The sequence below is a fragment of the Cupriavidus sp. YAF13 genome, assembly GCF_052113425.1.
Classification (GTDB): Bacteria; Pseudomonadota; Gammaproteobacteria; order Burkholderiales; family Burkholderiaceae; genus Cupriavidus.
In genome coordinates this window covers 38,957-52,774 of record NZ_JBFRDD010000055.1, presented here as the reverse complement: position 1 = coordinate 52,774, position 13,818 = coordinate 38,957, and the positions used below count along the sequence as shown (strand labels likewise).

General features: G+C 67.6%; 13 protein-coding genes. 3 read left to right on the top strand and 10 right to left on the bottom strand.

All coding sequences use genetic code 11. The annotated features are described in order from the left end of the window. Positions 1–276 precede the first annotated feature (276 nt). The gene (locus AB4061_RS32560; RefSeq protein ID WP_441640326.1) at positions 277–750 is read left to right on the top strand and encodes a thioesterase family protein; all 474 of its coding nucleotides are present in this window, start codon (positions 277–279) and stop codon (positions 748–750) included. A 20-nt stretch (positions 751–770) separates the two neighbouring features. On the opposite strand, the gene AB4061_RS32555 is transcribed toward AB4061_RS32560, so the two are convergent. Further along, on the bottom strand, positions 771–1,892 hold the full coding sequence (locus AB4061_RS32555; protein WP_441640325.1) for a tetratricopeptide repeat-containing glycosyltransferase: 1,122 nt from the start codon (positions 1,890–1,892) through the stop codon (positions 771–773). A 252-nt stretch (positions 1,893–2,144) separates the two neighbouring features. Here AB4061_RS32555 and AB4061_RS32550 point away from each other — a divergent pair, with 252 nt between their 5' ends. Next, positions 2,145–3,395: a hypothetical protein gene (locus AB4061_RS32550; RefSeq protein WP_441640324.1), complete on the top strand. Its 1,251-nt coding sequence runs from the start codon at positions 2,145–2,147 to the stop codon at positions 3,393–3,395. Between the two features lie 30 nt (positions 3,396–3,425). Here the strand turns inward: AB4061_RS32550 and alkB are convergent, their stop codons facing one another. The 7 genes from alkB to fliF all read right to left on the bottom strand — a co-directional run bounded on the left by alkB (position 3,426) and on the right by fliF (position 11,199). Next, on the bottom strand, positions 3,426–4,079 hold the full coding sequence (alkB, locus tag AB4061_RS32545) for a DNA oxidative demethylase AlkB (RefSeq protein WP_441640323.1): 654 nt from the start codon (positions 4,077–4,079) through the stop codon (positions 3,426–3,428). A gap of 133 nt (positions 4,080–4,212) precedes the next feature. Then, entirely contained in the window at positions 4,213–5,721 is a 1,509-nt protein-coding gene (locus tag AB4061_RS32540) for a flagellar hook-length control protein FliK (protein WP_441640322.1), read from the bottom strand. Positions 5,722–5,747: 26 nt separating this feature from the next. Next, complete coding sequence (fliJ, locus tag AB4061_RS32535) at positions 5,748–6,203, bottom strand: flagellar export protein FliJ (RefSeq protein ID WP_174425237.1); 456 nt, start codon at positions 6,201–6,203, stop codon at positions 5,748–5,750. After that, positions 6,196–7,743, bottom strand: coding sequence for a flagellar protein export ATPase FliI (fliI, locus tag AB4061_RS32530; RefSeq protein WP_441640321.1), 1,548 nt, complete (start codon positions 7,741–7,743; stop codon positions 6,196–6,198). The genes fliJ and fliI overlap by 8 nt, the downstream gene beginning before the upstream one ends. Next, complete coding sequence (gene fliH, locus AB4061_RS32525; RefSeq protein WP_441640320.1) at positions 7,664–8,521, bottom strand: flagellar assembly protein FliH; 858 nt, start codon at positions 8,519–8,521, stop codon at positions 7,664–7,666. The genes fliI and fliH overlap by 80 nt, the downstream gene beginning before the upstream one ends. Next, positions 8,508–9,500 carry a flagellar motor switch protein FliG gene (gene fliG, locus AB4061_RS32520; protein WP_441640319.1) on the bottom strand — a complete coding sequence of 331 codons (993 nt, stop codon included), beginning with the start codon at positions 9,498–9,500 and terminating at the stop codon, positions 8,508–8,510. Before fliG ends, fliH begins: the two co-directional genes overlap by 14 nt. Further along, positions 9,490–11,199 carry a flagellar basal-body MS-ring/collar protein FliF gene (gene fliF, locus AB4061_RS32515; protein WP_441640318.1) on the bottom strand — a complete coding sequence of 570 codons (1,710 nt, stop codon included), beginning with the start codon at positions 11,197–11,199 and terminating at the stop codon, positions 9,490–9,492. The genes fliG and fliF overlap by 11 nt, the downstream gene beginning before the upstream one ends. A gap of 512 nt (positions 11,200–11,711) precedes the next feature. Here fliF and fliE point away from each other — a divergent pair. Further along, on the top strand, positions 11,712–12,032 hold the full coding sequence (gene fliE / locus AB4061_RS32510; RefSeq protein WP_441640317.1) for a flagellar hook-basal body complex protein FliE: 321 nt from the start codon (positions 11,712–11,714) through the stop codon (positions 12,030–12,032). 494 nt (positions 12,033–12,526) lie between these two features. Here fliE and AB4061_RS32505 read toward each other — a convergent pair whose 3' ends face one another. Next, a complete protein-coding gene (locus AB4061_RS32505) occupies positions 12,527–13,174 on the bottom strand; it encodes a hypothetical protein (RefSeq protein WP_441640316.1) in 648 nt (215 codons plus the stop codon). Beyond that, on the bottom strand, positions 13,171–13,818 hold the full coding sequence (locus AB4061_RS32500) for a GNAT family N-acetyltransferase (RefSeq protein ID WP_441640315.1): 648 nt from the start codon (positions 13,816–13,818) through the stop codon (positions 13,171–13,173). Before AB4061_RS32500 ends, AB4061_RS32505 begins: the two co-directional genes overlap by 4 nt.

Genomic DNA, 13,818 nt, shown 5'->3' with positions numbered 1-13,818 from the left:
CCGCAGGCTTGGCCTGCACTAGGCCGGATATAAGTCTGCAACCAACCCTGATCGAGCATCGCGTGACGTTTACCTAGCAAACCGGGGCGCGTTCATATAAGTGACCGGCAGCCCCCGCAGGGGGATGTCGTATGGCTCTTGGGTGCAAACGCCATCGCCGTTCAAAGAAACAGCAACCAACCCAGCAGGGCAATGTCGTATGGCCCTTGGGTGCAAAGACCAACGCCGTAAAAAGAAACAGCGACAATCACCCACTTAGTTCCCCCCCTCCACATCATGGCCCGCCTAAATCTCGAATTCCCCGAAGACCAGTTCTGCTACTCCACCCACCTCACGGTGCGCGTGACCGATATCAACTCGGCCAACCACCTCGGCAACGACTCGATGATCTCGATGATTTCCGAGGCGCGGGCGCGCTTTCTGTTTGACCTGCGCACGGAGGACGAGCCGGATGCGCAGACCGACCAGGTGGGCATCATCGTGACCGACCTGGCCACCACCTACCGTACCGAGGCCCATGCCCGCGACCAGTTGCTGTTCGAGGTGGGGGTGATGGACTTCAACCGCTATGGCGGCGATATCACGTTCCGCATCACGCGTCCGGCGGACCTGGCGCTGGTGGCCATGGCCAAGTCCGGCTTTGTCTTTTTCAGCTACGAGCGCAAGCAGGTGGTGCCGATGCCGGAGGCGTTCGCGCGCAAGTTCCCCAAGGTCAACTGGGTGGACCGAGGGGCGGTCAAGGCAAGCTAAAGCAGGCCAGGGCTGAATAGCTACAGCCCGTAGTAAGGCCGGTTCGACTGGATGCGCGTGCTTTCGGCGGGCGGGAAATGCTCCTCGATCAGCAGCTTTTGCAAGGCGGCCTTGCCTTGCGCCAGCGCGCCGATGTAGTACGCGCTGACCGTGAGTTCGTCGAGCGCGCGCCAGGCATAGACCGCGGCATCGACAAACAGGGTATCGGCCGGGCAGGGCATGGCCGCGGCCTGCTGGGCGTAGAGATGCGCCTGCGCGAACTCGCCACGCAGCCGGTGGTAGCGGGCCAGTTCGCACAGCGGCTCGGCACGCGCGGGGCGCGCCTGGTAAGCGGCGAGGTAGGCGTCTCGCACGGCGCCGGGGGCGTAGGCTGGGCTTGCCGCATGCGCGGCGTCGGCGGCAAGGCGCTCGGTCAGCACGGCGATCTGGAACAGCGCGAACCAGCGCTCCTCCTCCCATCCGCCCATGGCCACGCGCGCCCGGTATTGCTTCAGGCTGGCTTCCAGCTTGCCGGCGTCGCGGTAGCTCTGCGCCAGGTAGAAGCAGTAGCGCGCGTTGGCCGGATCCTTCCGCAGCGCGCGCTCCAGCACTTCGATGTCGCGCAGGTAGGTCTGCGGATCCCGGGCGCGGGCGCCATCGCGCGAGACCACGATGGTGGGGCCGGGCAGGTGCTGCCAGGCGTGCGCCGGGTCCTGCGTCAGGTATTCGTGCAGCACGCCTTCCCAGCGCCAGGGCTGGCCCGCCTTGACCAGGGCGTTGCGCTGGTATTGCCAGCCGCCAAGCTCGCACTGGAAGCGATAACCGTCGTCGGCCAGCCGGGGCCAGCGGAATCCTTCTGGCATGCGCAGGGTTTCATCGGCATCGATGAACAGCACGTAGTCTTCGGCACCGGCCGCGCCCTCGGCGCCGGCGCGCGCCAGCGCCAGGGCCTCGTTGCGGTTGTGCGCGAAATCGATCCAGGGCCGCTCATGGAGCACCCCGGGCAGGTCTCCCATGATCTTGCGCACCAGCGCCTGGGTGCCGTCGGTGGACCCGGTGTCGACGATCGCCCAGCGGTCGATCCATGGCTTGACGGACGCGAGGCAGCGGGCGATCACCGGGGCCTCGTTCTTCACGATCATGTTCAGGCAGATGCGCGTCAATTCAGGTTTCCTGTGATCCTGGGTTGGGGTGCGGCGGGGCCACGGGCGGGAGGTCGGCCCCGCGCCGCGGCGAGCCCAAGAATAGCGGAAAACATGGCAGCGCAACACCGCGCGGCAGGGCGCATGGCGGAGCACGGCGAGGATGCCGAAACGCCGGGACATAGGGTAAGGTGTAAGCACCGTCATCCGGGTCAGCATCCGGGTCAGCAGCAGGGCCAACCTTCCCGCCAACATCCGGGCCACGCCATCGACATGGGTTTCTTCGATTCGCTTTTCCTGCGCAAGCCGCCGCCGGATCGTTTCGCGGCGCTGTTCATTGCCGCTGCCCGGCGCCAGGGCTTTGAGGGGCGCCTCGATTTCAACGCGGACGAGTTCCGGCTGGAGCACGGGCGCAACGCTTTCTTCAACCTCCACAACGCCTACCGGGCGTACTGCGAGGCGCCTGGCGCGCAGCGCGACAAGGCGCTGCATGGTTTCGTGGCCACCTTGTGTTCCAGCGGGCAGGCCACGCCGGCCTTGCTGTCCGAGGCCCGGCCCATGCTGCGCCCGCTGATCCGCAGCCGCTCGCTGATCGACGAGATCCGGCTGCACCACTTGCGCACGGAAGGCGATCCTTCGACCTTTGATGTCGCCTACCTGCCCTTCGGCGAGGATTGCGTGATCCTGCTGGCGGTGGACTATCCGGAAACCACGTCGACGCTGCTCAATGGCCCCTCCGCCTCCTGGCAGGTGACACTTGGCCAGGCGCTGCAGATCGCGGGCGACAACCTGCGCGACCACACCGGCGAAGCCTTCGTCCCGGTCGCGCAGGGCGTCTACCAGGGCGCCTGGAGCGACGGCTACGAGGCCAGCCGCGCGCTGCTGCCGGATGTGCTGGAGCGGGTACCGGTACGCGGCCGCCCGGTCTTCATGATGCCAACCCGCGAGGTGCTGCTGGTGACGGGCGACCAGGATGATGCCGGGCAGCTGCGCATGGTGGAGCTCAGCCTGCAAGCGTCCCGCCAGGGCCGCACGATCTCGCCGGCCATGTTCCGCTACCAGCCCGGGGGCGTGGCGCACGCTGTGCCCACGGGGACCGAGGTGTTGCATTTCGTCCCGGCTGGCGAGGAGGCTGCACGGCACCTTGCCCATCTGGTGCGGCTGTACCGCAAGGAAGAATACGACACGCAAAAGGCTGCCCTTGACCGCCTGAACGAGCGCGACGGTGCCGATGTCTTCCTGGCCAATTACGTGCTCTATGGGCGGCAGGATGATCCGCTTACCGCGTTTTCGATCACCACCTGGACGTGCGGCGTGGATACTTCGCTGCCGCGCGCGGATCGCATCGCCCTGGTACGGCCCGACGCGGCCGATGGCGTGGGGCGGACGCGGGTGGTGGGCTGGCAGCAGGCGCTGGCCTTGCTGGGCGATCTGATGGAGCCGGAGGCGCAGTATCCTGCCAGGTATCGCGTCAAGGCGTTTCCCGACGATCGCCGGCTGGCGCTGCTCGATGAGATCGGCTGACGCTCGCCTGCCAACGCGCCCGGCGCGCCGTTAGCGCGTCTTGCGGAAAGTCAGGTTGATCCGCTCGCGGCCCACCAGCGCGTGATCGCCGTCGGCCAGCGGCGCAATGCCGTGGAACGCCAGCCTGGCCGGGCCACCCCATACCACCACATCGCCATGCGCCAGCCGCACGCGCAGCGGGCGCTCGGCGCGGGCAAGGCCGCCGAACAGGAACACGGCCGGCAGGCCAAGCGACACCGAGACGATGGGCGCACGCAGGTCGAGCTCATCGCGGTCCTGGTGCAGGGAGAGCCGGGTGCCCGGTGCATAACGGTTGAGCAGGCACGCGTCCGGCCGGAAATCGGCAAAGCCGGCCGTGGCGGCCGCATCGCGCGCCAGCGCCAGGAAGGCATYCGGCATGCCAGGCCAGGGCTGGCCGCTGAGGGGATCGGCCGCTTCGTAGCGATAGCCGGTGATATCCGAAACCCAGCCAAACTGGCCGCAGTTGGTCATGGCCACCGACATGCGCAGGCCGCCCGGCGTGACAAGGTGCCGCCACGGCGCTTGCGTGGCAATGGCGCGCACGTTATCCAGCAGGGTTTGTTCATGCTCCCGAGCGAAGCCGCGCAGCACCACTGCGCCGGGCACGATGGGCTCGGCGCGGGGGGCGTCCTGGGGGAGGGAGTCGAACAGGTCGAAGGTCATGGCGTCTTGGCGGGCGGGCGCGCCAGCCCTGGTGGCTGCGGCCCTGCTCTAAAACGACATGGTAAGCGCGAATGCGCCGGTCTGCGTGGCCAGCCCGGGTGTGTGCGCCCGAGCGTCCATCCCGCCCGCGCGGTCAGGCGAAGGTGTCGACCTCGCCGCGGGCGAGGGTGCGTGCCACCGGGGCAACGGGGCCGGCATTGACCGGGGCTGCCGGCATGCCTGCCAGCGTGCCGAAGCCGTTCTGCGCATTGCCCGGCTGGCGTTGCTGCTGTTGGCCGTTGCCGGGCTGGCCGGCAAAGCTGTCGGCGCCAACCGAGGTCTGGCCCAGCTGGATGCCGCTGTCGGCCAGCGCGGTGCGCAGTTGCGGCAGTGCGGCTTCGACCGCGGCGCGCACGGCGGCGTGCGGCGAGACGAACTGGGCCTGGGCCTGGTCGTTGACGACGTTGAGCACGACCTTGAGCGGGCCGAGGTCGGGCGGATTGAGCTGCAGCTCGGCGGTGTGGTTGCCTTGGGTCGACAGGCGCACCATCTGCTGGCCAAGCGCTTGCGGCCACTGGCCATCACCCACGGGCGGGGCGATCGGCAGCGAGGTGGCCGGCGACAGGCCGCCGGAGGTTGGCGCCTGGCTCGCGGCCAGGCTGCCGGCTGCCATCAGCGGCGTGACGGCGGCGGGCGTGGCTTCGGTGCTGGCCGGCTCGGCGGCGCGCATGGCTGCTGCCAGTTGCATCGGGTTGGCCGGCGCGGCGGTGGTGGTTGCCGCGGGCGGGCTGTTCTTGCCGGCATCGCCAAGCTGCAGCGGGGCCTTGTACGGCTGGCCGAGCGAGGCGTCCTGCTGCCCCGAGGAGGCCTGGCCATTGCCGCCTTGCTGGCCGGCCATGGCGGCTTTGAGGCTGGCGGCCAGGTCCGCGCTCGCCTTGGTGGCGTCGGTGCCGGGCGTTGCGGCGGGCTTGTCCGTGGCTGCTGCCTGGGTGCCGGCAGCCGTTTGCGGCACGGCTTGCAACGCGGCGCGCTGGGACGCGATGGTGGCCAGCGTATCGGCGGCGGCTGACGCCGTCGGTGCGCCCGCGTCGGGCGTCGCGGCCGCGCCGGTGGCGAGCGCCGGGTCTTTCATGTCTTTCAAGCCGGCTTGCGCGCCCAGGGCGGCAGTGCCGGGTAGTCCGGTCGAGCCTGGCAGCGCGCCGTTGGCTGCCGGCGCGGCAGGCTGTGCCGGCTGCGGCGCGAGCAGGGCGGCCAGCGCGGCGGCGGCGGACTGTGCGGCGGGATTCGCGGCTTGGTCCTCGGACGTCTCGGCGTCCTTGTCCTGGCGGCGTGATGGCTTGGTGGCTACCGTGCTGGACTGCGTGCCTTCTTTGGCGGCATTGGCGTTCTGGCCGCCGGCGTCGTTGCGTGCGGCCGCGTTATCGGTGTTGTTGCTGGCGTTGCTGGCGTTGCTTGCGCTGCCATTGCCGGCGTTGCTGCTATTGCTGCTATTGCTGCTGGTGCTGCTGGTGCTGCTGGTGCGGTCGTCGTTGCGGGCGCGCGCCAGCGCATCGCCGAACCCTTGCTGCTGCGCATCGGCACTGCTGGTGCTGCTGGTGCTGCGCGAAGAAGCGGCTGTGGCGGCCGTGGCGGCATTGCTGACAATCTGGCTGATATCGATCATGTTCGGGCTCGGTCTGTCTGGGCGGCTTAGCGGTGGCGGCCTGCAACTTGCAGGCGGGCGGCGCGGGCTGCGTATTCGTCGGTGTCGCGTTGCTCGCGGCGCGTGCTGGCAATCTGCTCGCGCGTATCCGCGCGGGTAATGAGCGTGTCGAAGGAACTCTGGCGGCGCTTTTGCTGCTGCCAGTTGGCGCGCCCGGCGAGCAACTGGGCTTCGGCCCGCGCCAGCGCTTCGGTCTGCTGGCGGATGGCGGTATCGAGCGAAGCCAGGAACTGCGCAAAGTCCTGCCAGCGGGTGGAAGTCATGCCGTCCTGCGCGATGGCTTGCATGCGCTCGCGGTATTCCTGCCGGTACTGCGTGAGCGCGGCCAGTTGCTGCTCCGCCTGGTTGCGCAGGCCTTGCAGCCGGCCCAGCTCGCGCGCGGCGGCATCCGTATCGTTCTGGGCCAGGTCGGCCAAGGTATTCAATGCAGATGGCTTAGCCATGTTCACTCCGTTGGAAGAGACTATGCAACTGGCCGATCGAGGCGTCATAGCCGGCGCGCTCATGGATGTCTTGCTGCAGGAAGGCCTCCATCTGCGGATGCAGGTGGATGGCCAGGTCCAGCTCCGGATCGTTGCCCGGCACGTACGCGCCCACGCTGATCAGGTCGCGGTTGCGCTGGTAACGCGACATCAATTGCTTGAAGCGCCGCACCGAGGCGAACTGCGGCGGCTCGATCAGCGCCGTCATGGCCCGGCTGATCGAGGCTTCCACGTCGATGGCGGGGTAGTGGCCGGATTCCGCCAGGCTGCGAGAGAGCACGATGTGGCCGTCGAGGATGGCGCGCGCGGAATCCGCGATCGGGTCCTGCTGGTCGTCGCCTTCGGTCAGCACGGTGTAGAAGGCCGTGATCGAGCCGCCGCCTTCGGCGCCGTTGCCGGTGCGTTCCACCAGCGTGGGGAGCTTGGCGAACACCGAGGGCGGATAGCCCTTGGTAGCGGGCGGCTCGCCGATGGCCAGGGCGATCTCGCGCTGGGCCATGGCGTAACGCGTGAGCGAGTCCATGATCAGCAGCACGTGGCGGCCCTGGTCGCGGAAGTACTCGGCCAGGCGCGTGGCATAGGAGGCGCCCTGCATGCGCAGCAGCGGCGAGGTGTCGGCAGGCGCCGCTACCACCACGGAGCGCGCGCGCCCTTCCGGGCCCAGGATGTTCTCGATGAAGTCTTTCACTTCGCGGCCGCGCTCGCCGATCAGGCCGACCACGATCACTTCCGCGCTGGTGTAGCGCGCCATCATGCCCAGCAACACGCTCTTGCCCACGCCGGAGCCGGCGAACAGGCCCATGCGCTGGCCGCGGCCCACGGTGAGCATGCCGTTGATGGCACGCACGCCCACGTCGAGCACGGTCTCGATAGGCGCGCGCGACAGCGGGTTGATCTGCGTGCCGCCGAGCGTGACTTCGGTGGCAGCGGTGATGGGGCCCAGGCCGTCCAGCGGACGTCCGGCGGCATCGAGCACGCGCCCGAGCAGGCCTTCGCCTACCGGCAGGCGCTTCGAGCCCGGCTCACGCGGGGTGGTGTCGCCGCTGGGCAGCGGCGTGGGCTCGAGCGGGTAGACGCGCGCGCCGGGCACCAGGCCCACCACGTCGGACTGCGGCATCAAGTAGAGCCGGTCGGCGCCGAAGCCGACGACTTCCGCCTCGGCCAGGCGCGGGCCGGTGCTCTTGCCGTGCAGCTGGCCGCCCGGCAGCTCGATCAGGCAATCGCTGCCGACCGGCAGGCGCAGGCCCACGGCTTCCAGCACCAGGCCGGCGGCGCGGGTCAGGCGGCCGCAGCTGCGCTTACTGTCGATCTCGGCAATGCCGGCCGAGGCCGCGGTGAGCGCATCGCGCCAGCGCTGGCCATGCAGGCCGGCGGTGAAATCCGGATTCACCGAGGCGTTGGCCGAGGTATTGGCCGAGGTATCAGGCATGCGGCGGCTCCCACGGGTCGTCACGGCCGAGCGCCTTGACCACGCGGCTCCAGCGCGTGGACAGCGTGGCATCGAGCTCGCCGCTGGCGGCGCTTGCCACGCAGCCGCCGCGCGCGATGGCCGGGTCGGCGCGCACGCTCCAGCCGGCGGCTTGGAGTTCGCCCGTCAGGTGGGTTTCCACCAGCGTGACATCTTCGGGATTGAGCAGCAGGCAGGGCGAGCCGGACAGCGCCGGCTCGGCCGCGAGCAGTTCGCGCACCGCAGGCAGCAGCACGGCGGGATCGGCCTGCACGGCCTGCTGCACGAGCTGGCGCGCGACATCCAGCGCCAGTGAAATCAGGGTCTGGGCCACTTCTTCGTCAACGCGGCCAAGCGCGTGGCTGAAGGTGGCGGCCAGTTGCTGCAGGTGGGCGGCTTCGGTGCGTGCGCCTTCCAGGCCGCGCGCATAGCCTTCGCGGTGGCCGTCGCCGTAGCCCTGGGTCTGGCCCTGGGTATAGCCCTGGGCGTAGCCTTCCTTGCGCGCGCCTTCACGCATGGCGTCGAGCGCGGCGAAGTCGATGGGGGGCGGTGCGGGTTCCAGCGGCATGAACTCCGCCGGAGCGGGCGCGGCCTTGCGCGGATCCAGCGAGACCATCTGCCAGCGTTGCCAGCCGTTTTTCTGCGGGGCGCGGCCCGCCGGCGCGGTAAAGCTCTCGAAGCCGGCCTGCCGCGGCGCGCCGCGGTTGCCCGCTGCGCGGCCATCGCCGGCATCGCTGGCATGATCGCCGCGAAGCTCGCTGCGGCCATCGACAAAATCGCTGTCCGAGGCAAGGCCCCGGAACTGGCGCAGGGCACGTTCAGACGTAGGCATCGTCGCCACCACCGATTACAACTTCGCCGGCTTCGGCCAGGCGTCGTACCACCTGGAGGATGTTCTTCTGCTCGGCCTCGACTTGCGAGACCCGTACCGGGCCCAGCGCTTCGAGGTCTTCGCGCAGCATTTCGCCCGCGCGGGTCGACATGTTGCGGATGAACTTGTCGCGCAACTCCACCGGCGCACCCTTGAGCGCGACGATGAGCGATTCGGTGGCCACTTCCTTGAGCACGCGCTGGATGCCGCGATCGTCGACTTCCATCAGGTTCTCGAACAGGAACATCTCGTCGATGATCTTCTGCGCGAGGTCGCCATCGTGCAGGCGCACGCCTTCGATCACCGCTTCTTCGTGGGCCGTGCTCATCAGGTTGATGATCTCGGCCGCCGTGCGCACACCGCCCATGCGGCTGCGCTTGAGGCTCTGGCCCGCCAGCAGCTTGGTCAGCACGTCGGTCAGTTCCTGCAGGGCGCCAGGCTGCACGCCGCCGAAGGTGGCGATCCGCAGGATCACGTCCTGGCGCAGGCGCTCGGTGAACATCGCGATGATCTCGGACGACTTCTGCCGGTCCAGGTGGATCAGGATGGTGGCGATGATCTGCGGGTGTTCGTCGCGGATCAGTTCTGCCACCGAAGTGGAATCCATCCAGTTCAGCGAGTCGATGCCGGCGCCCGGGTCGCGGGACTCGAGGATGTCCTCGATCACCGATACCGCGCGCTCCTCGCCCAGCGCCTTGTTCAGCACGCTGCGGATAAAGGCGCTCGAATCCACATTCAGCGCAAGGTACTGCTCGGTCTCCGAGCGGAACTCGGCCAGCACGGCGGACATCTGCTCGCGCGTCACCGAGTTGAGCGTGGCCATGGCTGAGCCCAGGCTCTGCACTTCGCGGGGGCCAAGGTGCTTGAATACTTCTGCTGCGGCGTCTTCACCGAGCGACATCATCAGGATGGCGCTCTTCTGCAATCCTTCATCGGTCATCGCTAGCCATCCAGTTTTTGATCACACTAGCAACCAGGCGCGGGTCGCGCTGCGCGGCGTCACGCACCAGGGCGAGATCGCTTTCATATTTAGCGGCAAGCCGCAGGACTTCCGGATTTGCCAGCTCTTCAGGCGGCAACAGAATGGCTTCGTTGTCGGCCGACTTTTCCTGTGGCGGCGGCAGGGGCGGCGCGGTGTACTTGCGCAGCACCGGACGCGCCACCTTGAACCACACGAACAGCGCCAGCAGTGCCAGCAGCAGGTAGCCGGCGGCGGTCTTGGCCAGGGCGATCATTTCCGGCTGCTTCCACAGCGGCAGTTCCGGCTTGATGTCGTTGTCCACGGTGAACGGGCTGTTGACCACATTGAGCGAGTCGCCCCGGTCGGCCGAGAAGCCCATGGCTTCCTTGGTCAGGTTCTCGATCTGGGCGAGCTGCGCGGCGGGCAGGGCTTCAGACACCATCTTGCCGTTGGCGCCCGCCTTTTGACGGTAGTTGACCACCACGGCCACCGACAGGCGCTTCACGCCGCCGGGTGCCTGCTGCACATGGCGCACGGTACGGTCGAGCTCGTAGTTGGTGGTGGAGTCGTGGCGGTTGCTGCTCGGGCCGGTCTGGGCCGTGGCGGTGGCGCCGCCCTGGGCCTGGCCAGCGGCCTGGCCTTGCTGGCCGGGCTGCTGCCCCGGCTGGTTCGGCTGGCCCGGGCGCGGCGGCTGGGCCGTGGTGATCGGGGCCGTGGCCGGCGCCGGCGGCTGGTTGGACAGCGCGCCAGGCACGCCGCCAACCGGCGCTGCGCCTTGCTGGCTCGACTCGCTCGATTGCTGGCTGCGAATGGCGGCGCGGGTTGGGTCCTGATTCGGCTTGTAGGACTCGTCCGTGTGCTCGACGATGGAGAAGTCCACGTCGGCGGTAACCTGCGCTTTCACGTTGTCCTGGCCGAGAATCGGCGCCAGGATGGCCTCCACGCGCTGCGCGTAGTTGCGCTCCAGCGCCTGCACGTACTTGATCTGGCCGGCGTCGAGCATGCGCTCGTTGGTGCCGCTGCCGGACAGCAGGTTGCCGTGCTGGTCGACGATGGAAATGGCCTTGGGCGTGAGTTCCGGCACGCTGGACGAAACCAGGTGGCCGATCGCGGCGACCTGGCCGTCGTCGATGGCGCGGCCCGGGTAGAGTTGCAGCACGATCGAGGCGGTCGGCTTCTGGCGTTCGCGCACGAACAGCGTCGGCTTGGGAATGGCCAGGTGCACGCGCGCCGACTGCACCGCCGCAATCGATTCGATCGAGCGGGCCAGCTCGCCTTCCAGGCCGCGCTGGTAGTTGACCTGTTCGGCAAACTGGCTGATGCCGAACTTCTGCGTGTCCATCAGTTCCATGCCCGTGGTGCCGCTCTTGGGCAAGCCCTGCGAAGCCAGGCGCAGCCGCGTTTCGTGGACTTTCTCGGAGGGCACCATCACCGCACCGCCGCCTTCGGCGAACTTGTACGGCACGTTCATCTGCTGCAGGGAGGCGATGACGGCACCGCCGTCGCGCTCGGACAGATTGCTGTAGAGCACCTTGTAGTCCGGCGCACGCGACCAAAGCACACCCACCGCGATGGCCGCGGCGAGGGCCGCGCCGCCCAGCATCAGGGGCAGGCGCGGATTGGTCTTGAGTCGCTCGAACAGCTCGGACTTGTTCGACAGGGCTGCCACGGCGTTCATGCGCGCGCCCCCGTCACGGCCGGGCCGGCATGGGTCAGGATCGGCTGGGCCGGATGGCGGGCGCCGCTCTGGCTGCCCTGTCCACCCCGGCTGGCCTGGCTAACCCGGGCTTCGGCATGGCTAAGATCACGCTGCTGACAAAACACGCGTACTCCCCGCGATAGTTGATGAGATTCGGGTCCGGACCGGGCGCGCAAAGGAGAGCGGCATCCCAGATTCGGCACGGTATCGATGATCATCCAAGGCGGGTGTCGACAATCCGGCGAATAGGCCTCGTTTTCCACCCGAATTCCCGCAATGGCCCGGGTGACGCCGCGAGTACGCTTCGGGGGCTGGCACAGGTGGCGCGCGCGGATGCGGTATTTGTGGCATAGGCGGCGCATTGCGCCAGGTTTGCCGGCAGAGGCCCGGGCGGGTGCCCGGCGCAACCCTTAATGACTCATTTTTCGAACCGGTTTCCCCCGGGGCGGGCTTTGGCTGGCCAGGGCGGGGCGGGTTCCAAGCGGATCGCCATGACTACCATCTCTTCCATCGACGGCATGTTGCAGCAACTGCGCGGGCTGGCCCAGAGCGCCACCGGGCAGGAAAGCCAGGCTTCCGCCGTTTCCTCCGGCGGTTTTGCCGGCGAGCTCCAGCGTTCGCTGGCGCGCATCAGCAACGTGCAGGAGAAGGCTTATGGGCAGGCTGAGGCGTTTGAGCTTGGCAAGCCGGGTGTGTCGCTCAACGATGTGATGATCGATATGCAGAAGGCCAATGTTTCGTTTCAGACCGGGGTACAGGTTCGGAACCGGTTGACGGCGGCTTATCAGGAGATGATGAGCATGACGGTTTGAGGGGAGTGGCTTGTGGCTGCTTGGAGGCTAGCTGCAACGGCTTAACTTCAAGGTCAAAGGCAACTGCCGTTTCACCACCCCTGCGGGGCGGCGACCTACTTTTTTGTCTTGCCAAAAAAGTAGGCAAAAAAGGCGCGCCGGATGGGGCGACACCCTCCTCGGGATTCGGCGAAAAGAGCGGCCGGGACCCAAACTCGCATCGCCTTAAGGCGATACTCAGACATGGGTCCCTCTTTTCCGCTCTTCTCGCCGAATCCCGAGGCGCCCCATACGGCCTAGGTAAACCTTGACGGCTCGCTTCGCATCGCGTTGGGGTGTTTCCCGCCCTTCGGGCGCTTTACACGGCTACCACAGTTGGTTGATCTTGCCGCCGGTTGGCGCCCCTCTCCCGCTTGCGGGAGAGGGGACGGGGGAGAGGGCGGGCGCTTGCCATGCCGCTATGCCTTCGTTACCGCTTGCGCTCCTTGCGGCACGGGCCGGCAGGCCCCGGAAACTTACAGCCGGAAGTACTCTTCCGCCGCCGGTTCGCGCGCTGGCTTGCAGACCAGGTCGCCGGCATGTCCCGCATACACCAGGCAATCCCCTGGCGTATCGCGATTGATCACGCTGACCCCCTGCGCAATCACCGACCCATTGCCCACATGGCTGCGGCCAATGATGGCGGTATTGGGATACATCACCACGCCGTCTCCGATCACCGGGGCTGCGCCGTGGTTCTTGCCGACCGTGGAGTTCTGGTACAGCACCAGGTAATTGCCGTAGGTGGCTTTTGCCAGCACGATGCCGACCGAGTGCCCGATCAGGAAGACTTCGGGCATGATCACCTCGTAGAAGAGGTCCATCGCGTTGAGCGCCTTGTTCAGGCAGAACAGCTTGGTGCAGGCGCGCGGGTCGCCGCCATCGCGCCAGATCGAGTTGGACAGGTAGTAGAGAAAGGTGGCGTACTGGCTGGAGTGCAGGTAGTCGAATTCACCTGGCCGCCACATCCGGACCGCGTCGACGCAACGGCCGGTCCTGGCGAGTGCCTCGTCCAGATAGCGTTCGAGCGCGGTCCGGTGATCCGCGCCATCCGGAAAAAAGCTGGCCAGCTGTGCTTGCACATAGCTGGCCAGTCCGGCCCGGTCGGTGCCGATGAGCTTCATGCCTGCTTGCGGTAGTTCATGTAGACCAAGGCGGCTTGCGGATCCTGCACGGCAGGGTCCTCGTACCAGCGCACCATGTCTTGCGATCTCTCCACATTCAGGGGGACTCGCTTTTCCTCGACGAAGCCGACCTTGCGATAGAACTCCAGCGCGCTATTGTCGGATCGCACCCTGACCGCGAGGTGGCGCAGGCCGAGCTGGTGCTCGGCCCAGTCCAGCATCGTGCGCAGGGCTTCCTTCATCAGCCCGCGCGGGGAGGCGCCACCGCTGACGATGGCATCCGCTTCACCGTAGCTGGTATCCCAGTCGATGAAATCGATGCCGACATGGCCAAGCGGCGTCCCGTCAAGGCTTTCCACCATGAACAGCAGCTTCGAGGGGTTGGCGTGCACGTAGTCCACCAGCCACTGCTCGGTGCGTTTGGCATGCGCGGCGAACTCGGTCAGGAAGGACTTCACATGGCGATTGCGCCATTCGCTGAGCAATTCCAGGTCGGTCTGCGCGATGCAGCCGGGCCGGGTCGGAATGGGCCGCAATACGGCCACGACCGGCCGGCCGACCGGGATGACCACGCCCACCTGGCTCGTCGCGGCGCTGGCCTTGATGCTGGCGATCAGCTCTTTGCCGGAGATGCGCGTGTCCAT